This window comes from Heliorestis acidaminivorans, from assembly GCF_008933955.1.
Classification (GTDB): Bacteria; Bacillota; Desulfitobacteriia; order Heliobacteriales; family Heliobacteriaceae; genus Heliorestis; species Heliorestis acidaminivorans.
The window spans coordinates 95,138-121,484 of record NZ_WBXO01000004.1 but is presented as its reverse complement, the minus strand read 5'-3'; the positions used below and the strand labels follow the sequence as shown (position 1 = coordinate 121,484).

The window sequence follows — 26,347 nt, the reverse complement described above, 5'->3', positions numbered from 1 at the left end:
TTTAGTTACCGCCGATCCGAGAGGTATCGCGCATGTTCTCTTCGAAGGCGGCCATAATTGCCTCTTCACCACTCAAACCAGACTGGCAGGCCCGATCAATGGCTTCGAGCATTCGCTTGTAGTCTTTCGGAATTACTCTGACAAAGCGGGGAACTGTTTCCTCCCAGTCCTGCAATACTTTTTGAGCTACCGTACTTCCTGTATAGTCTCTATGGTTCTCAATCATCGTGCGCACTTCTTCTATTTCCTGATTATCGCTTAGCTTTTCAAGGAGCACCATATCTTGATTACAATGGCGAGCAAAGTCACCTTTTAGATCTAGTACATAAGCAATACCGCCCGACATACCAGCCGCAAAGTTGCGACCTGTCTCGCCAAGGACGACGACCCGTCCTCCCGTCATGTACTCACAACCGTGATCGCCTACACCTTCTACAACAGCTTTGACGCCACTGTTGCGGACACAGAAACGTTCACCAGCCATACCACGGATATAAGCTGTACCAGCTGTAGCACCATATAAAGCTACGTTACCAATGATAATATTATCTTCCGCTACGAACTTAGCTGTTCTAGGTGGATAAACGATAATCTTACCACCTGATAAACCTTTTCCTACATAATCGTTGGCATCGCCTTCAAGTTTGAGGGTCATACCTGGGGGATTGAAAGCACCAAAACTTTGACCAGCAGAGCCTGTGAAGTTAAGTGTAATTGTATCTTCTCGTAGACCTTCCAAGCCATAACGCTCTGTAATCTGATGACCAATCATAGTACCTACAACACGGTTGATATTACAGATCGGTAAGCTAGCTTCTACTTTTTCACCTTTTTCTAAGGCTGGGCGGCAAAGCTCCATTAGTTGCTGACGATCTAAAGCTTTATCTAAACCGTGATCTTGCTCTTTCTGGCAATAACGACCTACTTCTGCAGGCATATCAGGTTGATATAGCAGTGGTGTCAGATCGAGACCTTTAGCTTTCCAACGTGTTAAGGCTTCGCCTACTTCCAGAACATCGGTTCGGCCAATCATTTCGTTAACAGTCCGGAAGCCAAGCTGAGCCATGTACTCACGCATTTCCTGAGCAATAAATTGCATAAAGTTAACGAGATGTTCTGGCTTACCTTGGAAGTTTTTACGCAGTTCAGGGTTTTGCGTAGCAACACCAACAGGGCATGTATCGAGCTGACAAACACGCATCATAACACAACCGAGTACGACAAGAGCGGCAGTACCAAAAGCATACTCTTCAGCGCCTAGTAAAGCGGCAATGACGAGATCGCGACCAGTCATGATCTTGCCGTCCGTTTCTACTACAATACGGTCCCGTAAGTCATTAAGTACTAAGGTCTGATGAGTCTCCGCCAGACCAAGCTCCCAAGGCAGACCAGCATGCTTAATACTCGTCCGTGGGGAAGCACCAGTACCACCATCGTAACCGCTGATCAGCACTACATCGGCGCGACCTTTGGCAACGCCAGCGGCAATCGTGCCTACACCAACTTCAGAAACAAGCTTCACGTTAATGCGTGCCTTAGGATTAGCATTTTTCAGATCGTGAATCAGCTCTGCTAGATCTTCAATAGAGTAAATATCGTGGTGCGGTGGTGGCGAGATGAGTCCCACACCAGGTGTGGAGTTACGGCAATTAGCTACCCAGGGATAAACTTTACCACCAGGAAGCTGACCACCTTCACCAGGTTTAGCACCTTGAGCCATCTTAATCTGAATCTCATCAGAGTTAGCCAGATAGTGAATCGTAACACCAAAACGACCGGAAGCAACTTGCTTAATAGCACTGCGGCGACTGTCACCATTAGCGTCAGGCGTAAAGCGGCTTGCTTCTTCGCCACCTTCACCAGTGTTACTCTTACCGCCAATGCGGTTCATAGCAATAGCCATCGCTTCGTGAGCTTCTCTACTGATGGAACCAAAAGACATGGCACCTGTCTTAAAGCGTCGACATATGGACTCTACCGATTCTACTTCCTCAATCGGTACTGGCTCTCTTTGCTTAAATTCAAAGAAACCACGTAGTTTGCTCCGTCTTGTAGTCTCTTCATCTAAATACTGAGAGTACTGCTTGAAAAGCTCATAGTTGCCACTGCGACAAGAAGTCTGCAGTAGTTGAATCGAATCAGGATCAAAAAGATGCTCTTCTCCATCATGACGCCACTGAAGATCAGAGCCTGACTCCAAAACTCCCTTGCCAACTGGATTAGCTTCTCCTTGAGCAAAAGCCTTCTGATGACGCAAAGCAACTTCCTGTGCAATCTCCTGAAGCGTAACGCCGCCAATGCGTGAAGCCGTCCAGGTAAAATATTTATCGATAACAGAGCGATCTACGCCTAAAGCTTCAAAAATCTGAGCACCGCGATAACTTTGAATCGTCGAAATGCCCATTTTGGAAAGAACTTTGACGACTCCTTTGGTAGACGCTTTAATGTAGTTCTTCACAGCCTGCTCTGCTGTTACATTCGTCAACAGACCTCGCTCTAACATATCTTCAACCGTTTCAAAAGCTAGATAAGGATTAATAGCACTAGCTCCATAGCCGATAAGCACTGCAAAATGATGGACTTCTCGCGGCTCTCCCGATTCTAAAATCAAGGCAACACGAGTACGACTACCTTGGCGGATCAAGTGATGATGAAGACCGCTCATCGCTAAAAGAGCAGGCATAGGCGACAGCTTAGCTGTAAAGCCCCGATCTGAGAGGACGAGTAAGTTAGCGCCTTCTTCAATAGCTTCATCAGCTTTTTGGAATAGCTTTTCTAAAGCTTGCTCTAGACCATCTCCTCCTTGCGCCACTTCATAAAGAATAGGCAAGGTGACAGCACTAAAGCCCTCTTGATCAACAGCGCGAAGTTTGGCCAAATCGTTGTTACTTAATATTGGTGTTTGCAAACGAATGTGGCGACAACTTTCCCGTTCAGGATTGATTAGATTTCTTTCTGAACCGACTGTTGTAATCGTTGAAGTAATCAATTCTTCCCGAATAGCATCAATGGGAGGGTTAGTTACCTGAGCAAAAAGTTGCTTAAAGTAATCATAGAGCAAGCAAGGCTTTTCTGATAAAACAGCAATAGGTGAATCATAGCCCATCGAACCAATCGGATCGACACCGTTTTTGGCCATAGGCTCTAAGACTTTTGTTAATACCTCATAGGTATAGCCAAAAGCTTGCTGGCGAGTAAGCAGATCATGACAATCACCACTAAGTCCACCCTTAATCTGCTCATCTTCCTTACAATTGCAGTTACACTGACAAGAGCCCTCACTTGATTGACTTGAAGCTTGAGCAAGTGCTGGCGCAGAAGGTAGATCTTTTAAGTCAATTAAATTTTCTTTTAACCATTGGCCATAAGGTTTTTCTGATGCATATTTCTTTTTGATTTCTTCATCTGTAATAATGCGACCTTCTTCTGTATCGACTACGAGCATGCGACCAGGATGAAGTCGCTCTTTGCAAACTACTTTTTCCGGTGGAATATCAAGAACGCCTACTTCGGAGGCGAGCACAATCAGATCATCATCAGTTACATAATAACGAGCTGGGCGGAGACCATTACGGTCGAGGGAAGCGCCAATTACTTTGCCATCCGTAAAGGCAATAGCCGCCGGACCATCCCAGGGCTCCATGAGGCAACTATGGTACTCATAGAAGGCACGAATATCTTCAGGCATACTTTCGTGGTTAGCCCATGGTTCAGGGATCATCATCATAGCCGCATGAGGCAGTTCCCGACCGGCTAGCACGAGTAACTCAAAGCAGTTGTCGAACATTGCTGAGTCACTGCCGTTATTATCAATAACAGGCAAAACCTTAGCCATATCATCGCCAAAAAGCTCCGATTGACAAAGGGCTTGTCGCGCATGCATCCAGTTCACATTGCCCCGCAAAGTATTAATTTCACCATTATGAATTATGTAGTGATAAGGATGAGCCCGCTCCCAACTAGGAAAAGTGTTCGTACTAAAACGAGAATGAACAAGAGCAATAGCCGACTCCAGAGCTGGATCTTTTAGTTCAGGAAAAAAAACATCAACCTGTTCAGGCGCTAACATACCTTTGTATACAATAGTGCGCGACGAAAAGCTTGAAGCGTAGAAGAACTCACCACCGGCAAGATTGGAATAACGAATCTCTTTTTCCGCTCTTTTTCGAATTACATAAAGCTTCCGCTCAAAAGCAAGAGGATCGTCATGTTTTTGACCAGGGGCTAGGAAGATTTGACTAACAAAAGGTTGTACTTCCTTAGCCGCCGTACCTAAAGTGCTATTGTCAGTAGGCACAGCACGCCAGCCTAGTAATTGTTGTCCTTCTTCTGCTACTATCCGCTCTAAAACTTCCGTACACTTTTGACGTTCTTCAGCATGAGGTGGTAGAAAGAGCATTCCTACACCGTACTCACCCGGTTCAGGAAGCTGGAAGCCCAGCTTACTACAGGCTTGACTTAAAAAAGTATGAGGAATTTGCATCAAGATCCCGGCTCCATCGCCAGTATTGGCATCACTGCCCCGCGCTCCGCGATGGTCGAGATTCAACAAGACTGTTAAAGCTTGCGAAACGATGTGGTGCGACTTTTTCCCCTTGATATGAGCCACAACACCGATACCGCATGCATCATGTTCAAATTGAGGATCGTAAAGCCCTTGTCGAGCTGGGTATCCAATTTGTCTCATACACTGCAACCTCTCTCCTAGTTTTATTGTGCTTTATTTATATTATCCTTTTTTCAGGTTGACTTTGTAAAGGTTTTTTACAAATGTATACACTAAAAAATAGTAAGAAGAGGTTTATGGTGGATATAGTATTTTGTATACTAAGTTATAAACTGCTATAAAAGTTATAAAAAAAAATTGATAAAATAATATCTAGGCAAATGTCTTCAATCTGAAAGAGCCAGTGTGCACAGTTAAACTGTAACACACTGGCTCTTTGCACTTCTTTAGGATACTTTATTCTTTGTTAGCAATAACCGCGATAGGTTGATGCACCTAGAATCGCGATGATGATGATTAAGATTGCCATTGCAACAATGTCGTTGCCGAAAAAGCCAGCTCTTCCTGCAAAGCTCACGGTCAAGTCCTCCCTTCCTATGCTGAAAAATCTTTATTGTTTAGTAACGACCAAAGAGATGAGGGAAGAAAGCACCAATTACAATCAAAGCAATTACGAGGCCTGCGATACTGCGAAGACCACCAAAAAAGCCGTGGGCGTGACTCATTACGGATTGCACTCCTTTCTTGGGAATTAATTCCACTACATGATATGCATTAGCTCTGTAAAGGTGTGCATTTTATCTAATTTACCTCTTCTAGCAATCAAGCTTTTTTAAGATTCAAAAAATACTAGCAGAAATAAGTTTCCTCTATATTCTTGAATTGGTTAGCATATTCCAGTAAAATGCTAAATTGTAATGCTTGGCCATAAACATTCTGTTTTTTCTAAGATTTATGGCCTAGTGAATCCAAAAATAAAAGGAGAGCTAGAAAAGAACTATGAAAAAGTTATTTCTTGCAGGTGTACTCGGTCTATCTCTAGTCTTAACAGCTTGTGGCGGCGAGACGAAAGTAGAGGAAACAACAGCTCCCATCGAGGATGTTGCAGTCGAAGCTTCCCCACAATTAGCAATGGTTAATGATGCACCTTATATCTATGCTTATGGAACAAAAGTTGCCGTTGGCTATAGTGAATTGATGGCCAACGATGGTATTGACGAAGAGACTTTTGCAGTTGAAGGCTACACTGTCAAAGGTGTTACTAGCGTAGGACCTCCTGGCCCTCCTAAAGGTATCAACGCTGACGAAGTTTTCTGGACTGTTCTGGAGCTTGGTGAAAGAGCTGAAGAAGGTACTACTGTTACTTTAGTTGGCACTATCAAGAACTTAGAAGGTCAAGAAGTAACTGGCCTAAGTGGTCAAGTGCAAAAAGTAGAGCAAGTCTTCAGCCAAGGCCTTGATGAGAAGTACCCCGCTATCTGGAGCGATGTCGTAATTGACCAAGACTTCGATGGCGACAACAGCGAACATTTTGACCGTAAAAAAGCTGAGTTTACTGTACTTAACGGTGATGTAACAGTAACAGAAGAAGTAGCAATCGCTAACGTAACAATTCGTGGTTGCGTTACAGTTACCAAAGACACTACTCTTACTAACGTAACGATTAACGGCAACTTGATTGTAGAAGAAGGCGTTACTGTTACAGAAGAGAATGTAGAAGTTATGGGAGAGAGAATGTAAGGTTTTCTTCATTTTTCTTAAACCTTTCTTTCATTAATGAACATAGCAAAAAAAATGAACATAGCAAAAACCCCTGCCGTGAAGAGTCCGCTCTTCTAGCAGGGGTTTTGTTATTGCTTTTTATTTGGCTTTTTTGCTGTGGTTTTTTCTTCGGCTTTTTTTCTTCGGCATTATTTTTTCTTTGGCTTACTTAATTGCTTTGCTTTATAGTCTTATCTCTTCCAGATATCAAAGTAATTTCCCAGTGCTGTTGTCCCTAAGGCCGCTATAAGCCAAAAGCCAAGAGCAATAATTAGCGACTTGTACATAGGCATAGAACCTACGAAGCGGTAAAGAGCATAGAGAAAAACCATCGTCGTAGGAACGTAGTACAGACTGTTAAAGATAATTGATTTTAGCTGTACTGTAGAAACGTCAAAAGATAAAAAGTAATAGCCTGCTACTGTTACAGCGGGAAAAAGTACGGCTATGCTAGCCAAGTACGCAAACTTGCTTTTTCCTAGTAAGCTTACAGTTAGAATCAGAGAGCCACCAGCTACGAAACGAAGCAGAGCCTCTGTATAAGTCAAGAATAGCACCTCTTTTGCTTGTACCTTTTTTTATAACTACTGCTTAAAGGCGATCACTTTCCCTATTTATCGTACAAGCTAGTGCTATTCTTGGAAATGCTTAATTTTTTCCAATACTGGAGCACAGAGGGACGGTTCTTCTGTGTCCTGTCCTCCTCTTCTGTGTCCTTCTGTGTCGTTCATTTCTTGTAGATTGTAATTCCAATCCTTTGGATATGTTCAACCAAATCTTGATTTTCTATTTTTTCAAATATAGATAAGTCAATGTCGTATGGCAAATATAGTTCATCTAACTCTAAAGATATCCTATTCAACTCTCTTATATCTAACTTTTTTCCTAACAAAGTCAAATCTATATCTGAGCCATTTCTGTAATTTCCTTTAGCTCTTGAACCATAAAGCACTACTCTTTCAATATTGGGATGTCTTGAAAAGATGTTGAGCATACTTTCCAGAACACTATCTTTTAGACCATATTTCATGCTTCGCAAGTCTCTTCCTTTTTAATTTCAAGCATCCTAATTCTTAGCTTTTGAAACTCTTCAAAGTATGGCTCTTTTATAAGCATTATTACATCTTCGGCAGTTTTTTCGTTATAGGTGTGACTCGTTATGTTCCGACTTTTTATCATTTCCATCCATACTTCTCCGTTTTCTAGCAGACCTAATTTGAAGGCTTCTCTTGTCGCATCTCTTGAACCATATAGCTCTGTATTTCCTCTGTTTTCAAGAAAGTCCTTCAAGGTCTTCCATGCTAGTTCATGGGTATATTCAAAGGCCTGTATCATTCCTTGTTTTTCCAGATTCGAAAGCTCTCTCTTATTCATCAATTCCACTGCTACTTGAAGTTGGCTTAATGCTTTTGCAAAATTATTAAATCTTTGAATCCAACGGACATCTTTATGCTCCATAGGAAATCTTCCTTTCACAGGACACAGAACTCCATTGCGATCATTTTTTCCATTATCAATAAGTATTTCACAAAAATCGAATATATAGTTACTTAATTTTTTCAACAATCATTGGGTAATTCCTGCACAGGCAAGATACGTTTTGTAATTGCACAGTAGAGATATAGGCATGCTCGATTAATCGTCGTACACAAAAGCTTTTATTTTAGTGGAAATTTTAGTAAAATGATAAGAAAAGAAGGAGTAAAGGGGATCTTTTATGATAAATGGTTTTGATATACATGAGATAGAGCCGCAAATAAAAAATATAGCTTACAAATACAACCTGCAACTACTTCTTCTAATTGGAAGTTATGGACAAGCACACTTTCGACCCGGCATTAGTGACATTGATCTTGCATTTCTAAGCGGTGATACTCTCACCCCAGAACAACAGCTACAGCTTATTATGGACTTAGCTCTATTTTTCCAATCCAATAAGATCGATCTCATCGATTTGCAAAAATCGCCAGGTCTTATGAAGTTCGAGGTTGCTACCAAAGGTCGTCTTCTCTATGAAAAAGAAAGAGGCTATTTCTATCGATACGGCCTCTATGCGCAACGATATTACTATGACACGAAGAAGTTTCGTGACCAACGTAAAGAGTACCTTCAATCACGCTTAGAAGGGTGAAAAAAATGACTCTTATTGAAAAAGAAATTATTTTTGAAAAGTTAATAATCCTGAAAGGCTATTGTGATGAACTACAAACAATCAGCGAGCAACTTTCGGAAGAAAACTATAGAAAAAACATCATCTATAAGAGAGCCGTTGAGAGAATTATTCAATTGATCGTAGAAGTAGCAACAGATATCAACAACATGCTTCTTAAAGCTATGAAAAAAGGACCAACCGTTGGTTACTTCTCATCATTTATAGAGCTAGGTGAAGCAAAAGTCCTCCCTATTGAGTTTGCAACAAAAATAGCACCTTCTACAGGTTTACATAATATCATTGTCCATGAGTACCAAAAAATTGATGATCATATCGTGTACCGATCTATTCAAGATGTGTTGACCTATTATAAAGAGTATGTAAGATATATTTATCAATATATTGGTATGTAGCGACAAGATAGCAAAACCCCTGCTAAGAAAAGTAACCTTCTAGCAGGGGTTTTAGCTTTGCTTGTTTGTCTGCTGACCATGGCGTAACAGAGCACAGAAGTGTACAGAAAAGTGCACAGAAGAACCGTCCCTCCGTGCTCTCTGCTCGTTACTCTGTTTCATTACGGCTTTTGTAGAGTGGTGGATTGTAAATTAATTCTTTTATCTCCAAAAATTATAGGCGTCGGTGCAACTTGATTAGCTAGCTCACTTTGTTCCCATTCCTGCTCCGTGATCTGCAGTAAGGCAATCAGAATTCGACCTGCTACTTTGCGAAAAAGCAGTTTGTCACGCTCTACGATAGATAAGAGGTTAACAAGTTGATCCATGGCTTGATTGTATGGTGAAATAACCTCTTGATAATATTCCTCCATGTGCCATTGATGACCTTGGCAAAATTTTATGTTATCTATACTGATTCCTTTGACTTCGATAACGATAGCACCAAGCTGGCGATCAAAGATCAATATGTCCGGTTCTCTAAAGTGTTGTCCTATCTGAGAAAATAAAGGAAAATGCCAGCAGGCTATAGCATCGCGACTATGAAAGGCATTCATGATCTTGTTCCATACTAAAGACTCACTCTGCGCCCCAGGAGAATTTTCCGAGCTACGACTAGACGAATTTTCACAGATGAAAAAATCAGCCATGCGCTCCCTCCTTTTTATAGCCATCATTTATAGACTTACTTATGAGATATCTTAACTGACAGGGCATCCTAGCTTATAAGCTATCCTAACTGATGGGACATCCTAATTGCTGGTATAGCTTGCTTCTTATTTTGACTTGATTCTGTAGTACCGGAATTCTATAATCGATAAAGTCAAAAACAAAGGCTTCTTTTTTGTCAGGGTGAGTACGCATTATGCGGCCTACTTGTTGCTTTACTTTACTGACAGCTCTAGATGGTGTCGCAAGAAAAAGCTTGTTGAGCCTTGGAATATCTAAGCCTTCGTCAGCAACTCTAGTTGCCACGATTAATTGAATTTTCCCATCCCGGGCTTTTTGAATATTCTCTTCTCTCTGCAAACGCTCTGTTTTTCCTGTTAGCACAACTACAGACAAGGAAGTCTGCATAGTTTTTAGCAAATCCGCAATTATGTAGCAATGCTCTATCCTTTCTGAGATAAGCAAGCCGCAGTCTTGATCTTTTAGATGTTGTAATACTTTTTCTGCAAGAAAGTGATTGCGCTCTTCATCTTTAATTAAGGCCGTCATCAAAGTGGAGTAAGGCTCTTGCACTTTTGTATAAAAGTTTGTAAAGATAGGGACAGCTCTGGGGATGATAATCTTTTCTGCTTGTAGTAAATCTTTTTCTTCAATTTTTCCCACCATAGGACCTATAGTGTTGAACAGTATAGGTTCAAGACCATCTTTTCGCTGTGCTGTTGCAGTAATGCCAAAGCGATATTTAGCGGGAAGAGGATCAACAACGGAGCGAAATGTTTCACTGGGGACACGATGAGCTTCATCAACTATAACTGTTCCAAAGCCTTCTCGGACTAACTGTTCTTTATGTTTGATTAGACTTTGCACTAGACCGACGGTCACGGTATCACTAATTCGATACTGCCCCGCTCCGATTGTTCCTATATCATGGGGCTGTAGATTTAGATTCTTTGCAAGTTGCTTTGTGCTTTGGCGTAGCAAGTCAAGGGTATGAGTAACCCAAAGAGTTTTTTCTTGGCAAAGGCTGAGTAGGTAAATGGCCATGACCGTTTTTCCCGAACCACAGGGGCTTTCAATGACACCTTGCTCTTTTTGAAAGGCTTCCTTAACAATAGGTAGCTGATATTCATATAGATCAATTTGACTATTGTAGGTTATATTATTTTTAGATAGTCGTTGATCTTCTAGGGTATAGTTTATGGATTGTTCATGGAAAATTTCAAGTAGGCGATTGCTGTATCCACGAGGTAAGCGAATTACAGTTTGAATTACACTTGGATCGTTAGTTTGATTTTTGCTTTGATTTTTGCTTTGGTTCTTCCTACGATTTTTGTTTTGCTTTTCACTTTCTATTTTACCAAAAAGTTTTATCTCTCGTTGTATACCTTGTAGTGAACGACCGTATTTTAATGCATCCTTGTACTTGGGATTGATAAAAGTGAGTTCACTCTCTATTTGCTCAAGTATTGTAAGAGGCAATACTTGAGGCACATAGATCGCGTCAGCGATTACTATTTTTAGCTCTCCATACTCAGGCACTTGTTTATCTAACCTTTTGGAGAAAGGTAATGCTTTGGTGTCCTTCCGCTTCATTTTCTGTAAATACTTCTACTTCAACTAAAGCACCAACTAGCGAGTTAAGATCTCTCTCTATTTCTGCGCTTGTGGTCGGTTTTTTTCCTAGACGCCCTAGATCGTTTAAGAAAAATTTACGCCCCCCTTGACTGTCTATCCAATGGAATTTGCTTACGGTAGTACCTTCGCCCTCCCCGACTAGCTTCAAGTGCCACTTGACAGGTCGGCGACCATCTCTTAATTCAACACGTTCCCATTGCATAATCTGGACATAATACTTTCCATCTTTTATTAGCTTGGGGAATTCAAAGTCTTCAAAGGTCATTACCTTACCTCCTTCAGGAGAAATCAAATTGGAAATTGTTAGTTATTCATCAAAGTATGCGCTTATCTATGCTTAATTCGCAGAAACTTCAAATACCTTTAATTTCCAATGGAGAGGGCGGTCCTTCTGTGCACTCCAATGGGTGCGCGGCCAAACGTCCCAGTTGTCACCTTTGTGTGGCACACGTAGCGTCCCCCTGGCACACATGGCACATGGCACATGGCACATGGCACGTTAGCAAAAAAGGAGTGAATTGAACATGCAAGAAAACAGAAAAAAGGGCTTCAATCGAGATGAAGCCCTGAAGAAGTTGACGCCTATGCAGTATGAGGTTACACAGAATAATGGAACTGAACCGCCTTTTCGCAATGAATTCTGGGATCACAAAGCAGAAGGCATCTATGTTGATATTATCAGTGGTGAGCCACTCTTTTCTTCTAAAGATAAGTTTGATTCAGGCTGTGGCTGGCCTAGTTTCACTAGAGCTCTAAAAGCAGAAGAGATAAAAGAGAAAAAAGACTTTAGTCACTTTATGATTCGGACAGAAGTGCGTAGCAAGACAGCAGACTCTCATCTTGGTCACGTCTTCTCCGACGGGCCTGCCCCTACTGGTCTTCGTTACTGTATTAACTCTGCCGCTATACGCTTTATTCTCAAAGAAGATCTAGAAAAAGAAGGCTACGGTGAATATCTTAAGCTTTTCACTTAGATAATTCTTTCATCACACTCTTTTATCGACTAAAGCACCAACGAATTCTCTGAGACGAGAAACCATGTCTAAAAACTCCTCCGTTGGAAAAGTTCTTAATACTCGCTCATCACGTTGATCAAAAACTTCAACCATCATTTGACTAGTGCCATCATGCCAACGCAGACGAATATCAGTATTGATAGATTGGAGGAACGTATTGGACTCTTCCATCATGCGAGTTATGGTATCTTTTGAGAACTTATGTACCTGAACTTCATCGTTAACATTTTTCTCTGCCGACTTGGCCTTAGTTTTGTTAGCTGTAGTTGCCACCTCTGTAACGTTCTTTCCTTGAACTATAGAAGTAGCCGCTTTTGCTGTACTTATTGATCCACCTGCTTGATTCAATAGATTAATACTCAATTCGATCACACTCCATTGCGACCATTTATTTTTCCCAGATCAACTGATCAACTCTGCTCGCATAAGATAATTATTTCATTCAACAAAGGTGCTCTTATTCCTGCAAAAAGAATCAATCTATTTTCCTTAATTTGAGAGCACAAGGGGGGACACCCTCCTAGTGCAGACTGGGCGCACTGAGCTGATCTTTTGCTTTCTTTAACATAAGTAAAAATCGATACAATGAATATCTTTCACTTAACTGACTGTGCTTTCTTTTTTGCAACAAAAACTTCATAGAAGGTAATAAAGGCAATCCATAGGGTACAATAGTAAAAGAACTCTTTGCATGTAGTTTTAAGAACATATGCCAAGGGGACAGTCCCCTTGGGCATTAGAATTTAAGGAGTGAGCACTTATGAAATCTATCTTCACTCGCAGAAGTATCCGGAGCTATACAGATCAACCTGTCGATGATGCAACGGTGCAAGAGTTATTAAAAGCGGCCATGGCCGCTCCCTCAGCTGGCAATCAACAGCCTTGGCATTTTATTGTGGTTCGTGATCGTCAACTTCTTGATCAAGTACCGAAGATTCATCCCTATGCTAAAATGCTCATAGAAGCGCCTGTAGCCATCTTGGTTTGTGGCGATGAAACCCTAGAAAAGCACAAAGGATATTGGGTACAAGACTGCTCGGCGGCAACGCAAAATACCCTCTTAGCGGCTGAAGAGCTCGGTCTTGGCGCCGTATGGTTGGGAATCTACCCAACAGAAGATAGAGTACTTGCTTTCCGCAAACTTTTTGGCCTTCCTGAACATGTAACGCCTCTGTCTATGATAGCAATAGGTCATGGCGCTGAAAAAAAGCCTCCTGCCGATCGCTTTAATCCGGAACGGGTTAGGTACGATCGCTGGTAAGTTAAAGCAATAGGAGACCCTGCCCAACGCGGGTTCAGTCCACTGCTCACTACTGATCCAGTGCTATCCCAATAAGCTTATCCGTATAATCGGCCATGAATAATGGAATATTTAGCAAATCATCATCAAGGCGCAGGTTATTCAATGAAAAACGAATACGAAGCTTTACCTTGTCACCGTACTTTTCCTTGTATTTTTTCAAGCTTCTGCTTTCCACATTGCTCTCTGACTTAACCTCTACGGGCAAAATATCATTTTCTCTTTGGATAAGAAAGTCAACCTCGTACCGTGGATTATCCATAGTCCAATAACGAGGCATGGCTTCAAACTGGTTTTGTAAGGCCTGCAGGACATAATTTTCGCTTAAAGCCCCTTTAAACTCCACAAAGAGCCTGTTGCCCTCACCAAAGGCAGAGGGGGCTAACAGAGATAAGCGGCGTAACAGCCCTACATCTACCATATATAGCTTGAAGGCAGATAAATCATCATATGCCGAAATGGGCAACCCCGGAGCGTTACTGCGGTATATCTTATAGGTTAGATTGGCATCACAAAGCCATTGCAGGGCATCTTCATATTCTCTGGCTCGTGCACCTTCTCTTACAGCTTTATAGATAAATTTCTTGTTTTCCCTAGCCAGTTGTGAGGGTATAGATTTCCATATCAGCGAGATCTTCGGAAAATCCTTTGGTTCAGGGTGTTTGGCAAAATCCCGTTCATATGCTCCCAGAATATTGGCTAACACCTTCTGCATAAGTTCTACATTTCGATCTTCTGCCCAAGAACGAAGGGATTCTGGCATACCACCTGTTACAAAATACATTTTAAGCTTTTCGTATAATGGATTGAAAAATGCCTCTGGGATTGGCTCAATCCTTTCTATGCTGTCCATGTAGGCGGCGAAGTTACCATCACCATTGGCCATCAAAAATTCAGTAAAGGTCATTGGCATGATTTCCATAAAATCCACTTTGCCAACTGGAAAAGAAGCTGGCTTGGAAAGAGCAATGCCCAAAAGTGATCCTGCACAGGCTACATGATAATGAGGAGTGTTTTCGCAGAAATACTTTAATGTATTTAGAGCATTCGGGCATTCCTGTATCTCATCAAAAACGATAAGTGTATCCTCAGGGTTATCCCGTTTTATGATTTCACCGCTTGCCATCATCAGGTTTTGCAAAATACGTTCCACATCTTTGGTGCTTTCAAAAAACTGCTTATATTCCGGGTGCTCGTCAAAGTTAAAATAGGCCATATTTTTATAATGACGCTTAGCAAATTCTTTGAGTAGCCAAGTCTTACCTACCTGACGCACTCCTTTTAAGATAAGGGGTTTCCGATACTTGGAGTTTTTCCAGTCCAGCAGTTTTTGCATAACCAGTCTTTCCATAATAGCACCTCCAAGGCATCACGTTATTATATGAATTTTACGTCAATTAATCACACTTTTGTATAATAGTATGACCTTGTTTCCAGTATTAGTCAAGTTGATCGCGTTATTTTGCATTTGAGCTGTTAGCGCACGAATAAAAAGGAATTTTAAGAACGCAAAAAAACCAACCGGATAGAATACTTCCGCTTGGTTAGTAAGAATATCCCACTTAAAAACCTGATGATACCAACTCGGATAGGGGCTTCCGCTATCTTTGGATAATTTACATATTAGAAACATTGTGGAGATGATAGCATGATCAATCTAGAAGAGTCTGCTACCTATCAGCGAATCCTTAGAAAAGGAGAAGACTTGGGACAGAAAAAAGCTCTAACAGAAACGCTCATCCGTCTACTGACCATTAAGCTTGGAAAACTTCCAGCTAATTACTCGACTCGCATAGAACAGCTAGATTACAGAACCCTACATGTTCTAATTGGCCGAATCTTCGACTTAGAAAAAGTCGAGGAGTTAAAGAAGTATTTATATTAGAGCTTTTCTAGCCTTAATTAGACAGAGGTGGTGATTTCAATTTCTTTTTTATCTGAACTTCTCATAGACAATGCCGAAGCCCTTGTCCAGTACCTGACAGGTCAAAACTATCAGAACATCAGCAATTTGTCATTCGACTTTTCTGAGCAAGAAAACCCTCTACCTACTGTCGCTTTTATAATGAAAGGACCAGAGGGAACCATGGCTTGTCACATTGAGTTTCAAAACAGAAATGACTCCACTATAACTTATCAAATGCTAAGTCATGCTATAAAGATTCATCAACAAACCAAAAAGCCTTTGAAGCAGTTTCTAATTTATTTCGGCAAAAATGAAGTTTCTATAGAAAGTAAAATCAATTACTTCGGCTCCACTGGTCAACATCTAGACTATGCTTTTCAAATCGTTGATCTAGGAGTAATGCAACAAGAAGAAATCCTCCAACATAATAATCCAAATCTCTTAGCTTTTCTTCCTGTGGTAGATCGTCATTCCTACAAAGAAAACCCCATAGAGCATTTATCTAGAAGTGCCGACGCCATTATTCACAGCTCACTACCAATTCATAAAAAAAGAGAGGTTCTACTACAAACTCTCTTGTTAGCTGGATACGTTTATAATCCAGAATTAATTATACAATTTCTTGCGGAGGTGGACGAACTGATCAAATTAGAAGAATCTCTTACCTATCAACTAATTGTGAAAAAAGGCGAAGAATTGGGTGAAGAACGAGGACAAAAGAAAGCGCTAACAGAAACACTACTTCGCCAGCTAACAATTAGATTTGGGAAGCTCGTACCAGCTTTTACTGAGCTTATAGAAAAACAAGATTATAACACTTTACAGATACTTGCTGATAGGATTTTCGATTTTGAAAAGGTTGAAGAGATCGAGAAATATCTCGTGGGTTATTCCTGTCACGGAACGCAAATCCTATAAAAAGAATCCTAAGGAACAGTTAAACAACTTTTAAGCCACTTTTTATAACTTCTTTGGCCTCTGGATAAATAATTGAGTCTTGCTGAAAGGGTAATCGGCACTTTACGCCAGGCTAATTATCTCAGCCTTTTATTAAATTCCTTTAACAAAAGGCTTATTTGGCATGTCTTTGTTTTTCATGTCTAAATCCAATTACCCTAATTTGTAAAACCGTAGCCTTGCAAAAATACAATAATTATTTTAGGCTATCTTTCTCGTAGAATCCTTGGTCAATGCTTTTGGTCGGAAAAAGGCCATTTTACCCTTTGGATGGACTTTTTGAAGGGGACAGGGGGCACAGGTATGGGCACGGGCTTATGATAGCACTGATGAAAGCATTCGTTTTGTTTCTTGGTTTGCATTTTCCTCAATACTAAAAGGTGTACTGATACATTTAATTTTTACCCACCAATGGGCTGTTGCTTTTTCATTTACATATTCAATATAAGCCGTTATTTTAGCTCCTTGATTTAACAATGAATTCAATGCCACAGTGTAAAAAGCAGGTACATATCCCAGACATAGACCTGAGTGAGTATAAATGGCTATAGCTTTAGGATCTTTGGGGTTTTCTGGTTCTTGCATTAAGTATACAGAATCATTTATAGACAAGTATTTTTGCCAATCGGAAGGTAGTTTCTGATGCCGCATACCATGAGCAAAGCAAGTAATAAGTGTATTGCCATTATCATCTATAAAGATCGGTTCTTCAAAAGAATAAGTGTCATTCGCTATGCGTCCACGAGTTCGTCGTAACAAATCCATTTTACTGCAGTTATTCGTCAAGCCTAAATCAGTAAGAATGGAATCGAAATCTACGCGATCAATCGAGGGCAACCGACGATCAAAAGCAGGGAAAAGTTTATGAGAGATATATAATCGTTGTATGTCTGGAAAACTAGGGTGGAGTGAGTAACCATCTTGTAAAGCATGCTCTAGCTTACGATTCTCTTCCTTTTCAAACCATGTATAGGTGAATGTATATTGATCATTTTTTAATGTTAGTGTTCCAACGTGATAGTATTGTCGACTCCGTGGGTTTTGCCATGCCAACCAGAGTACTTCTGAGTTAGACAAAATATAGCTCACTCCTTTAACAATCGAGCCCACTCTATAATTTTCTTTATTCGAAAGGGAATTATCGCTAATAGCCATTCCCGTTGATACCTTGTAATATACTCCAGTGAGCAAATGAAATCTTCATAACAAGGTATGTCGAATCCTTCTATATTAATAAGATTCCGAGCATACTCAACGGGATAGTACTTCGAAAGATACGTCAGTAAATCAATTGCACTTACTTTTTTCTTTTCAAACAATCCCGCTTTCACTTTTGTGCTCTTTATATATTTATCAAATTTTTGAGGGTTAGCGAGATATGTTTGAAGACTTTGGTCATCAAAGCGAAATCCAAGAGATGCTCCATTATCATAAATGGGCGATAACTTTACTTGACCGGACGAAAAAAATAACAAAGACCAATTGTAAGGATGGCGATCTTGATTGCCAATAAGTATATCAAAAAAAAGCATTGATATGAAGTCTTCTTTTATCTGACTCCAATAATCAAATTCTTCTACAATTTGAAATCCAGCTTTAATTAAATCCATTTTGCTTAATGAAGATTCTTGTAAGGGTGAGTAACCAGAAGTCAAACTACTTAATAATGCGCCCCCTTCTTCCGCCATATCACAACCTTGTTCCTCAACGAAATTGCGTAGAAGGCAACCTCTTCTTTCATCGCGAACCACAATTTCAACAGTCATAGTCTCTAGTCCGTATATTCTACCGATTTTTGCTGAAATTAATTCTGTTACGTCTTCCCAGGAAACACCTACCGCGAATGACCTTGGATATTTTATGAGGTATTTCAAATGGTCGGGAGACCTAAGCTCTTCTTTTTCTAAAGTACTTTTCCCAGCGAATCCAATATGCTCCCATTTACTAATATCTTTAAACAAAAGCAACGCCTTCTTCGCTCTACTTTTCATCTAAATTTTACCATGAATATTATGTTTGGTAAAAGGTTTTTTCTTTTGATGAAGTTATTTTCTTTAGGACAGAAAATTGGTACGTTTGCTTTCTATACAAAAACCAAGCGGACAAGATTCCGCTTGGTCAACAATGAATTTCTTCTCAAATATAAGATCATTATTTTTTATGGTTTTTTGGTTTTATAATTATGTTTTATTAACGGAATAAAGCTATTGCCTTGGGATATAAATTCAGGCTTCATTTTCAGAATATTCATAATTGATCCTAATTTATGTGAGGGTGGATACAACGTACTCATTAGCTCGCCAAAGATGTCTTGTGCTCGCTTGTTCGCTTGGTTGGCTTCAGCGTAGTTCTTCTCTTTGGTATTATGTATAGCTTGATTCATAAACTTAATAGCCCCTTGGTAAAGGAGCAAGATCAATTCTTGCGGTGTGGCCGTCATGATGATGTGATTAAGGCTTAAATAAAACCAGAAACCTATTGATATCGTTTAAGTTAATTTCTTCTTGGTTTTAAAGTCCTAAATTGTAGCGAATTGTCAGAATTGTTTGGGGGTCAGACCCCCTGTTGGAGGGAGACTGGCCGCTAGGCTTGGCTTCCTCCAGGCGAGCATTCAAACCTTAAAAGGTTGACGGTCTCGCGACCGTCGAGGGCTTTACTGCTTACACCGTTGCCTACAGGTCCGAAGTTCTCTCTTAGAGCCTGAAACAAAAAGGCCTGAGCACTTTTTACCGTAATGGGAGTAGCGGGCGTCTAGCCCGCAACATGCTGACGAGCAGGCCTTTATTGAATCGTGGTGGCTTTAGACACCACAAATTAAAGGAACAGCTTCACGCCTCTACTCTACAGACTAAGACAGCAAACTTCGATATCCAATTAAATAGCCTTCATTAAGGTATAAGTACTTTTTTACCTAAAAGGTTACCTCTGCGATGAAAAGTTTTTATTTTCTGAATATTTCAGAGGCCTTTGTTTTGACCTTACCTCTTTGTTCGGTTTATCAAAGGCTTTTTGAGAGATGGTTTGATGGGTAAGACTGCAACAGACTCTACAGTATACGTTGGCTTATGGTAGTCGGTAGATTCATTGGTCAGTGTTCTTGGTCGAATAATGGATTTTTTGAAGGCGATAGTGTTTAGAAAAAACTCTCAAAACGTCATAATAATTGGTTTAAACAAAGAATAATTAATTCCACTTATTCTTTTATATCCTTGTTATTTGTTGTTATTATTGTATAATTAGTGGTATAGGATGAATTCCAAAGAAGGGGGGTGCGAGCATGAATGTCAATAAATTTATGCTAGCTAAAGTAATTGGTGAGATTCTGCGTTTGCAAAACAAACTGGGGATTTGTGGTTACAGCGAAAAAACCATTTACGGTTTACTGAATGGAATCGAACCTGCTATTGATGAATTCTTTTCCGTTGAAGCAATCACCCAAGGTCAAGTAAAGGCTGTAATAGATGTATTAAATCCTTATCATTTAGATAAAGAAAAACTAAGCAAATTTAAAGGTTTTTATGATATAGAGCATGATTTAGAGAATCAAGGTATTGATCGGTGGCAGGCAATTAAGATTTTAACTTATTTGTACAATAATAGGCAATTTCAAGAAGTTATAGATAAGATGGATAGCTCCTACTCGCCTACTGAATGTAGGACTTTTCATATTGATGATTTTGAAAAGTAAATGGCGTAGTATCATTAGTAGAACGGCATAGCTACATTATTTGAAAACGCCTCGTTTTCTTTATTCATTGCTTCAGGAATTATAGGTAGTTACACTTCAACTTTTGCATCAGCTTTATAGAAAAATATCACAATCGACTAAAATAGACCTTTCCGAAGAGGTCTATTTTAGTTTGCATTGTTATATTTTAGCCTGCTAGTATCGAACAATTTGGTTGTATCGGATTGACACCCTTTAAGAGAGGGCTTGATAGGTTAATTACGATCAATAATCGACGTAACAATCAAAAAAGCTTCCCTAGTTTGGTTTTAAAGCTTCTTGTATACCTTCAAAAACTACTGGAGAACAGTTGAGTACTACATTACCTCATCTACGTTACCTTCCCCAACTTCGCCAACTTCATCGCTTCCTGCCAGTTATACTTCAACTCCGTCGTCATTTCAACCATCTGAGATAGCAATTCAGGATCTTTCTTGATATTAGCTTGGATCAATCCATCCAATATAAACTCATAGAGCCTATACAGATCCTGTGATATCTCAATCTTCATATCCAAACGTACTCATCAGCTCGCCAAAGATATCTTGGGCTCGCTTAGAGGCTTGGTTGGCTTCAGCGTAGTTCTTCTCTTTGGTATTATGTATGGCCTGATTCATGAACTTGATGGCCCCTTGGTAGAGGAGCAAGGTCAGTTCTTGCGGTGTGGCCGTCATGATGATGTGTTTAGGCTTAAGCAAACAACAAATACCTATTAATATAACTCAAGAGAATTCCTACCTGTTTTTAAGGTCCTAAATTGTCGTTAATTGTCAGAATTGTTTGGGGGTCGTACCCCTGCTGGAGGAAGACTGGCCGCTAGGCCTGGCTTTCTCCAGGCGAACATAGCGATTGCAATTGTAAAAATCCTGCAATTTTTCTTAATCATTTTGCCACTGACGAAAAGCAGAAGGTATTTCCGTCGGCACCGTGTTGAAGAATTAAATATAGCTCAATCTGCATTCCGTTCGTCAAGACTGGCTTCATAGCATCTTTCACTTTATCCCATATTCTTTTTATGACTGCAAATTCTAAAGACCTAGCAATAATAGAAGTCAATTATCACTATACCCCTCTACAAATAATACCGAAAAAGATTCTCTAAACCTAAGTGTACAGGACGTTTCGCCAATTGTGGGTTTTAGAATTGCACTCTGTTCTACTTAAATCATCTCCCAATTTACTGCCGTACCCTTCTTAACGTTTTTTCGAACCTTCTTCCCCAACAAAACATCAATATATTTTGGCGGCAGACCATACCCTGGTCGTATCGCCCGTAGATTATTTTTTGTAAAAACATCTCCCACTTTCATGTCTTCCACTACATAAAGTGAACGACGATATTTCATAGATGCTTTTTCTTTTTCGCTAGGTCCGTAAGTAATCTTTCCTAGAGCTTGCCAGGCTCTTTTACTTTCTTCTACAAGAGCTTTGAGCTCATGCGGTTCTAGTGAGAAAGCAGAATCGACACCGCCCTCTGCTCTTGAAAGAATAAAATGTTTTTCAATTACTGTAGCACCCAGAGAAATACTGGCAATGGTTGCGCCAATTCCAAGTGTATGGTCCGATAGGCCGACTTCGACATCGAACAAGTCGCGCATGTGAGGTATGGTTAGAATATTTGAAGTTTCAGGAGTAGCCGGATAGGTACTTGTACATTTAAGCAAAACAACTTGGGGACAACCAGCTTCTTTTGCAACCCGCACCGTTTCATCTAGTTCAGCAATCGTAGCCATGCCAGTTGAGATAATCATAGGCTTTTTTGTAGTGGCTACTTTGCGTATTAAGGGTAAATCAATATTCTCGAAAGATGCTATTTTGTAAAAAGGGACACCTAAGGATTCAAGAAAGTCAACAGAGGTTTCATCAAAAGGGGTACTAAAGCCGATCATGCCTCGTTCTTTACAACGTTCAAAAATAGGTTTGTGCCACTCCCAAGGTGTATATGCCTCTTGGTAGAGTTGGTATAAAGATTTTCCTTTCCAGAGGCTATCTTTTTGTTCGATAAAAAATTCTCTCTCGTCAATGTCTAAAGTCATCGTATCAGCTGTATATGTTTGAATTTTCAAAGCATGGGCTCCTGCTTCGGCAGCAGCATCTACGATTTCCAAAGCTCTTTCTAGCGACTGATTATGATTTCCTGACATTTCTGCTATTATGAAGGGTTCTTTTTCTTGAGAAAACAGAGTGCATTCTAAGCTCATAATAAAAAGTCCTTTCTTCCTTTTGCATGCAAATGGCATCTTTCACCAGCATTTGTTAGACGAGGGAAAATTGTCGTTCCTAAATTATCATCATCCTTGCAATGAAGTGTTATTTCCCTTTTCTATTATCATAAGTAAGTTGTCTTTCTTTTCTTCCCATCCTTCGCGAAAAATTGAAAATAAATAAACATCATAAAAAACACTTTCTATTAAGAAGTGTTTTTTATGCTTTCCTTCTAAAACAAAACCTAACTTGTCATGAAATTTTAGACTCGCTAAATTATAGGATAATACTTCAGTATGTATTTTCTGAACTTTGAAGTTATCAAAGGCATAATCCATAGAAGCAAAGCCAAGTTTAGTACCTGTTCCTTTAGGGAGTCCTGTTTCCCCTAAATAAAAACTCCAATTAGCTCGTTGGTGTTTATGATTTATACTAAAAATGGAAATTCCTAAAGGGACGTCTTCAAGAATAAATATTAAACATTGTTTGGTGTTATCTTTATTTAATTTGGAAAACCAATCTTTATGCTCTTCTTTAGTTACATAATGCTGATTAAAGCTATTTTTTCTAACATGTTCTTTATTTCTCCACTCTCTAATCAACTCTAAATCATCAAAGCCGGCTTGACGTAAATAAAAATTCATTATTTGCGAACTCCTTCTCTGATGTGCACCTAACCTTTTATAATTTTCGAAGAATTACGTCTATTACACGATTTACTCCGTTACCATCGACGATAGAATAAGCTTTATTTCTAGCTTTTAATATTGACGTAGGATTAGAAATAATTTCTTCAATAGCTACCGTTATTAAGTGAGTAGTTACTTCATTGCTATGACCCAAATATGTATCAATCTCAAGTGTTGTAAGATCTCTTGCTAACTGTTTTTGATTATCAGCAACCGATATAATAATACCTGGTATCCCAAGACAGTATCTTTCCCACGTAAAACTACCTGATGCACAAACTGCTACATCTGCATTACTCAGTACTTCATTCATGTTCGAGATTTGACAGTAATAATTAACGTTCCTCATAGAGTCTGCCATTGTTTTAATATCATTTTTGTTAATGTTTATTTTCCCTACTATGACATCTATAGCTAAGTCGTTTAGATTCATAGATTGAATGCTAGACAAAACCTTGTAAGTCTCATTGGTAGGATCGCTACTTCCAAAAAAAACTAGTATCCTCTTGTTCTCTATATCATCTATAGAAACTGCATTTCGCTGTTCAAAAAATTCTTCTCGTAATAAAGCATATTGAGGACCTAACATGAGGAAGCTGTCTTTATCCACCAAGCCAACATAACGTTTGTGTATATCTACATAATAATTTTGATCTAGCAAGAAATTGCAATTATGTTTACGGTTTGCCAAGTCATCAATTACCATTACTTTCTTGGCAATACAACGAATCTTTTTTTGCCATATCCCATCTAATCCATAATGATCCACAATCATTAAATCTATGGGAACCTGCGAAATGTTATTAAGAATTATTTCACAAGTCTGTAATGCATCTTGTTCTTGAGTGGTACTTAGGATCTCACAATGTATCCCTGAGTCGTTAACATCAATATTATTATATATTTGTAGTGATGCTTGGGGTAACTCTAATACTTCAAGGCCCTGTTCTCTAATATAAAAGTTCATGTTTCCCTGTAGATTTCTACAGATAAACAGTACTTTTGCTCCTTTTAACATAAAAGCCTTTGCTAGTGTTACGCAACGCATTACATGACCAGAGCCTATTTCATAAGAAGCATCTACTCTTATACCTATGTACATGCTTAACCAACCCTTTATGTATTGGCTGTATTACTGTTCCTTACGGGAATCCCCGATTCTCTCAGATAATATTTTGCTTCTAAAGGAGTCTGCTCGGTGAAATGAAACATGCTTGCAGCAGCAACAGCTGAAGCATTCCCTTTTAATATAGCATCGTGCATATCTAAATAATTACCTGCCCCACCAGATGCAATGACTGGAATGGATACATTGGTGCTAACCAGTTTAATTAACTCTAAGTCATATCCTTTTAAGGTACCATCTCGTTCGATTGAAGTTACTAATATCTCTCCAGCACCCATTTCTTCCATGAGTTGTACCCATTCTACCACGGTTTTACCCGTACATGTCGTACCTCGATGACTATAGCAATAATAATTCCCATCTAACTCCCGCTTTACATCTATGCTAACTACAATGCATTGAGATCCATACCGTTCTGAAGCTTCTTTAATTAGACGGGGTTTTTCGTATGCAGCAGTATTTATCGATATTTTATCTGCACCAGAACGAAGTATCTGCTTGATGTGGTCTAAATTTTTGATGCCTCCCCCAACTGTAAAAGGAACAAAGCATTCTTCAGAAAATTCAGCAATTGATTCGTAATCAGGTTCTCTATTTTCTTCAGTAGCTGAAATATCCATAAGTATAAGCTCGTCAACTTCCCTAAGGTTGTATACTTTTATAGAAGGTAAAACAGAGCCCACTCTTCGCCAGCTGTCAAAGCCTACGCCCTTTACAAGCCCGAAGTCCTTCCATAACAATGTTGGGATAATTCTAATCTTTAACATAGTATCACCTAATTCAAACGAAGAAAGTTTTTTAATAGTTGAAAACCATATTTTTGACTTTTCTCGGGATGGAATTGTACCCCGTATATATTATTGTTACAAACCATAGATGTAAATTGGCCACAGTACGGTGTTGTTGCCAATATATCATCTTCATTTTTTGGTTGTAAGCAAAAGCTGTGGACAAAGTAATAATCAGCGTTATTTGGTATGTCATCAAAAATAGCGTTTTTCTTTTTTATTACTATTTCGTTCCATCCTACGTGCGGAATTCTTTCATAATGTCTTGGCTTTAATTTTTCTGTTTTACCTGGAATTAAACCAAGACCTTTTGTTATACCACTTTCTTCGCCCTTTTCTGATAGAAGCTGCATTCCTAAACAAATACCAAGAAGAGGCATTCCTTTGGACTTAACCTCAAGTAATGCCTCTGTCCAACCTAAATTAGTTAAGTTTCTCATACCGTCTGCAAAAGCCCCGACTCCTGGAAGAATGATGGCTGAAACGTTTTTTATTTCATTGGTATCAGATGAAACAATTGCATTAGCACCACATTCTTCTAAAGCCCTTTTGACGGATTTAAGGTTGCCCATGCCATAATCAATTACAAGTATTTTATTCAATCAAAGCCACCACCTTGAGTACGTTTAACATTCAATTCTTAGCTGTAACTTTAAGTGAATCTAATATTTTATTTTTGACCAATAAAAGTCCAATGAAAATCACTTCCTTCGTCTTCTCTGTACATCGCATCATAGTAACCAACATGCACTTTGTTGAACATACTAAACTTATCAATTAATTCTTCTTTTGTTTCTGTGAAATTAACGTAATAGTCTTTTACATTTAATCTGGGAGTTGAAATATCCACTTTACGCAATCCATCTTTAATATTCAACAGAGTGATTATAATACCAACATTGTGTCCCCATCATTGTTGCATATATTATCCCACCTTTTTTTAGCTGTTTATACAATGATGTTAATCGTGTCTGTAAATCTTTGTTGTTGTAGTAATATAAGCTTTGTATTGCGATAATAACATCGTAATTCCCTTCAAAAAAAACATCTGAATCATTAGGTTTAGGGTCAATCACGACAAAATGATTATGTATTTCAGGCATCCTTTTTCTACATTGTTCTATGTCAACCGTACTAATATCCACCCCATATACATCAAAGCCCTTCGAATAAAAAAAGCTTAAGGCAGCTCCTTGACCACAACCAAAATCCAATAACTTCTCCTGTTTTGAACCATCAATAGAAAATTGCTGTTTTAAAATCCTTCCATATGGTCGAAATACAAAGCTTTCAACATTATCTGCAAAGTATCCGCGTTGCCAATACTCAAAGTTTTTTTCTAGATATTTTTCCATATTGTTATCCCTCCTAAAATTTCAAAAGACCTAGTCTACCTTAAATAAATCCTTAGCTGCTCTGTGCTAAGCGTTGAATAAATGTGCTATCCGTAAAAGCCA

At 39.4% G+C, this 26,347-nt stretch carries 29 protein-coding genes; 8 read left to right on the top strand and 21 right to left on the bottom strand.

Annotated features, from left to right (window positions below):
- Position 1: 1 nt before the first annotated feature.
- Positions 2-4,687: a glutamate synthase large subunit gene (gene gltB / locus F9B85_RS06770; RefSeq protein ID WP_151619624.1), complete on the bottom strand. Its 4,686-nt coding sequence runs from the start codon at positions 4,685-4,687 to the stop codon at positions 2-4.
- A gap of 819 nt (positions 4,688-5,506) precedes the next feature.
- Between gltB and F9B85_RS06765 the strand changes: the two genes are divergently transcribed.
- Positions 5,507-6,247, top strand: a complete 741-nt coding sequence (locus F9B85_RS06765; RefSeq protein ID WP_151619623.1) for a hypothetical protein — start codon at positions 5,507-5,509, stop codon at positions 6,245-6,247.
- 212 nt (positions 6,248-6,459) lie between these two features.
- Here F9B85_RS06765 and F9B85_RS06760 read toward each other — a convergent pair whose 3' ends face one another.
- From F9B85_RS06760 to F9B85_RS06750, 3 genes are all read right to left on the bottom strand, one after another.
- Positions 6,460-6,816, bottom strand: a complete 357-nt coding sequence (locus tag F9B85_RS06760) for a GlpM family protein (RefSeq protein WP_170270272.1) — start codon at positions 6,814-6,816, stop codon at positions 6,460-6,462.
- A gap of 179 nt (positions 6,817-6,995) precedes the next feature.
- Positions 6,996-7,298, bottom strand: coding sequence for a nucleotidyltransferase domain-containing protein (locus F9B85_RS06755; protein ID WP_151619621.1), 303 nt, complete (start codon positions 7,296-7,298; stop codon positions 6,996-6,998).
- Positions 7,295-7,834 carry a nucleotidyltransferase substrate binding protein gene (locus F9B85_RS06750; RefSeq protein WP_243138104.1) on the bottom strand — a complete coding sequence of 180 codons (540 nt, stop codon included), beginning with the start codon at positions 7,832-7,834 and terminating at the stop codon, positions 7,295-7,297. The genes F9B85_RS06755 and F9B85_RS06750 overlap by 4 nt, the downstream gene beginning before the upstream one ends.
- 151 nt (positions 7,835-7,985) lie before the next feature.
- Here F9B85_RS06750 and mntA point away from each other — a divergent pair, with 151 nt between their 5' ends.
- Both mntA and hepT read left to right on the top strand, forming a co-directional pair.
- Entirely contained in the window at positions 7,986-8,399 is a 414-nt protein-coding gene (mntA, locus tag F9B85_RS06745; RefSeq protein ID WP_151619620.1) for a type VII toxin-antitoxin system MntA family adenylyltransferase antitoxin, read from the top strand.
- A 5-nt stretch (positions 8,400-8,404) separates the two neighbouring features.
- Complete coding sequence (gene hepT / locus F9B85_RS06740; RefSeq protein WP_151619619.1) at positions 8,405-8,833, top strand: type VII toxin-antitoxin system HepT family RNase toxin; 429 nt, start codon at positions 8,405-8,407, stop codon at positions 8,831-8,833.
- 161 nt (positions 8,834-8,994) lie between these two features.
- On the opposite strand, the gene F9B85_RS06735 is transcribed toward hepT, so the two are convergent.
- The 3 genes from F9B85_RS06735 to F9B85_RS06725 all read right to left on the bottom strand — a co-directional run bounded on the left by F9B85_RS06735 (position 8,995) and on the right by F9B85_RS06725 (position 11,441).
- Positions 8,995-9,522: an NERD domain-containing protein gene (locus F9B85_RS06735; RefSeq protein ID WP_170270270.1), complete on the bottom strand. Its 528-nt coding sequence runs from the start codon at positions 9,520-9,522 to the stop codon at positions 8,995-8,997.
- An 85-nt stretch (positions 9,523-9,607) separates the two neighbouring features.
- A complete protein-coding gene (locus F9B85_RS06730; protein ID WP_151619617.1) occupies positions 9,608-11,134 on the bottom strand; it encodes a DEAD/DEAH box helicase in 1,527 nt (508 codons plus the stop codon).
- Positions 11,085-11,441 (bottom strand): hypothetical protein, encoded by a 357-nt coding sequence (locus F9B85_RS06725; RefSeq protein ID WP_151619616.1) that lies wholly within the window; start codon positions 11,439-11,441, stop codon positions 11,085-11,087. Before F9B85_RS06725 ends, F9B85_RS06730 begins: the two co-directional genes overlap by 50 nt.
- Positions 11,442-11,700: 259 nt before the next feature.
- Here F9B85_RS06725 and msrB point away from each other — a divergent pair, with 259 nt between their 5' ends.
- Positions 11,701-12,150, top strand: a complete 450-nt coding sequence (gene msrB, locus F9B85_RS06720; protein WP_151619615.1) for a peptide-methionine (R)-S-oxide reductase MsrB — start codon at positions 11,701-11,703, stop codon at positions 12,148-12,150.
- A gap of 12 nt (positions 12,151-12,162) precedes the next feature.
- On the opposite strand, the gene F9B85_RS06715 is transcribed toward msrB, so the two are convergent.
- Positions 12,163-12,555: a flagellar protein FlaG gene (locus tag F9B85_RS06715; protein ID WP_170270268.1), complete on the bottom strand. Its 393-nt coding sequence runs from the start codon at positions 12,553-12,555 to the stop codon at positions 12,163-12,165.
- 397 nt (positions 12,556-12,952) lie between these two features.
- Between F9B85_RS06715 and F9B85_RS06710 the strand changes: the two genes are divergently transcribed.
- Entirely contained in the window at positions 12,953-13,453 is a 501-nt protein-coding gene (locus F9B85_RS06710) for a nitroreductase family protein (RefSeq protein WP_151619613.1), read from the top strand.
- A gap of 49 nt (positions 13,454-13,502) precedes the next feature.
- On the opposite strand, the gene F9B85_RS06705 is transcribed toward F9B85_RS06710, so the two are convergent.
- Positions 13,503-14,843 carry an ATP-binding protein gene (locus F9B85_RS06705; protein WP_151619612.1) on the bottom strand — a complete coding sequence of 447 codons (1,341 nt, stop codon included), beginning with the start codon at positions 14,841-14,843 and terminating at the stop codon, positions 13,503-13,505.
- Between the two features lie 297 nt (positions 14,844-15,140).
- Here F9B85_RS06705 and F9B85_RS06700 point away from each other — a divergent pair, with 297 nt between their 5' ends.
- Positions 15,141-15,377, top strand: coding sequence for a DUF4351 domain-containing protein (locus F9B85_RS06700; RefSeq protein ID WP_151619611.1), 237 nt, complete (start codon positions 15,141-15,143; stop codon positions 15,375-15,377).
- A gap of 30 nt (positions 15,378-15,407) precedes the next feature.
- Positions 15,408-16,316, top strand: coding sequence for a DUF4351 domain-containing protein (locus F9B85_RS06695; RefSeq protein WP_151619610.1), 909 nt, complete (start codon positions 15,408-15,410; stop codon positions 16,314-16,316).
- A gap of 354 nt (positions 16,317-16,670) precedes the next feature.
- Here the strand turns inward: F9B85_RS06695 and F9B85_RS06690 are convergent, their stop codons facing one another.
- From F9B85_RS06690 to F9B85_RS06680, 3 genes are all read right to left on the bottom strand, one after another.
- Positions 16,671-17,432, bottom strand: a complete 762-nt coding sequence (locus tag F9B85_RS06690; protein WP_170270266.1) for an HIRAN domain-containing protein — start codon at positions 17,430-17,432, stop codon at positions 16,671-16,673.
- Positions 17,433-17,440: 8 nt separating this feature from the next.
- Entirely contained in the window at positions 17,441-18,316 is an 876-nt protein-coding gene (locus tag F9B85_RS06685; RefSeq protein ID WP_151619608.1) for a HipA domain-containing protein, read from the bottom strand.
- A gap of 197 nt (positions 18,317-18,513) precedes the next feature.
- Positions 18,514-18,795 carry a flagellar export chaperone FliS gene (locus tag F9B85_RS06680; protein WP_151619607.1) on the bottom strand — a complete coding sequence of 94 codons (282 nt, stop codon included), beginning with the start codon at positions 18,793-18,795 and terminating at the stop codon, positions 18,514-18,516.
- A gap of 837 nt (positions 18,796-19,632) precedes the next feature.
- Here F9B85_RS06680 and F9B85_RS06675 point away from each other — a divergent pair.
- Positions 19,633-20,043 (top strand): hypothetical protein, encoded by a 411-nt coding sequence (locus F9B85_RS06675; protein WP_151619606.1) that lies wholly within the window; start codon positions 19,633-19,635, stop codon positions 20,041-20,043.
- A 370-nt stretch (positions 20,044-20,413) separates the two neighbouring features.
- On the opposite strand, the gene F9B85_RS14890 is transcribed toward F9B85_RS06675, so the two are convergent.
- The 9 genes from F9B85_RS14890 to F9B85_RS06635 form a co-directional block, all read right to left on the bottom strand.
- On the bottom strand, positions 20,414-20,545 hold the full coding sequence (locus tag F9B85_RS14890; protein WP_279237736.1) for a flagellar export chaperone FliS: 132 nt from the start codon (positions 20,543-20,545) through the stop codon (positions 20,414-20,416).
- A 37-nt stretch (positions 20,546-20,582) separates the two neighbouring features.
- Positions 20,583-20,780: a flagellar export chaperone FliS gene (locus F9B85_RS14885; protein ID WP_207707063.1), complete on the bottom strand. Its 198-nt coding sequence runs from the start codon at positions 20,778-20,780 to the stop codon at positions 20,583-20,585.
- Positions 20,781-21,242: 462 nt separating this feature from the next.
- Positions 21,243-22,283 (bottom strand): pseudaminic acid synthase, encoded by a 1,041-nt coding sequence (pseI, locus tag F9B85_RS06665; RefSeq protein WP_151619605.1) that lies wholly within the window; start codon positions 22,281-22,283, stop codon positions 21,243-21,245.
- Between the two features lie 90 nt (positions 22,284-22,373).
- A complete protein-coding gene (gene pseH / locus F9B85_RS06660; protein WP_151619604.1) occupies positions 22,374-22,931 on the bottom strand; it encodes a UDP-4-amino-4,6-dideoxy-N-acetyl-beta-L-altrosamine N-acetyltransferase in 558 nt (185 codons plus the stop codon).
- Between the two features lie 37 nt (positions 22,932-22,968).
- Positions 22,969-24,078 (bottom strand): UDP-2,4-diacetamido-2,4,6-trideoxy-beta-L-altropyranose hydrolase, encoded by a 1,110-nt coding sequence (gene pseG, locus F9B85_RS06655; protein WP_151619603.1) that lies wholly within the window; start codon positions 24,076-24,078, stop codon positions 22,969-22,971.
- A gap of 14 nt (positions 24,079-24,092) precedes the next feature.
- Positions 24,093-24,869 carry a glycosyl amidation-associated protein WbuZ gene (gene wbuZ, locus F9B85_RS06650; RefSeq protein WP_151619602.1) on the bottom strand — a complete coding sequence of 259 codons (777 nt, stop codon included), beginning with the start codon at positions 24,867-24,869 and terminating at the stop codon, positions 24,093-24,095.
- An 8-nt stretch (positions 24,870-24,877) separates the two neighbouring features.
- Positions 24,878-25,492, bottom strand: coding sequence for an imidazole glycerol phosphate synthase subunit HisH (gene hisH / locus F9B85_RS06645; protein ID WP_243138103.1), 615 nt, complete (start codon positions 25,490-25,492; stop codon positions 24,878-24,880).
- 68 nt (positions 25,493-25,560) lie between these two features.
- Positions 25,561-25,740, bottom strand: coding sequence for a hypothetical protein (locus F9B85_RS06640; RefSeq protein WP_151619601.1), 180 nt, complete (start codon positions 25,738-25,740; stop codon positions 25,561-25,563).
- 16 nt (positions 25,741-25,756) lie between these two features.
- On the bottom strand, positions 25,757-26,245 hold the full coding sequence (locus F9B85_RS06635; RefSeq protein WP_151619600.1) for a class I SAM-dependent methyltransferase: 489 nt from the start codon (positions 26,243-26,245) through the stop codon (positions 25,757-25,759).
- Between the last annotated feature and the right edge of the window lie 102 nt (positions 26,246-26,347).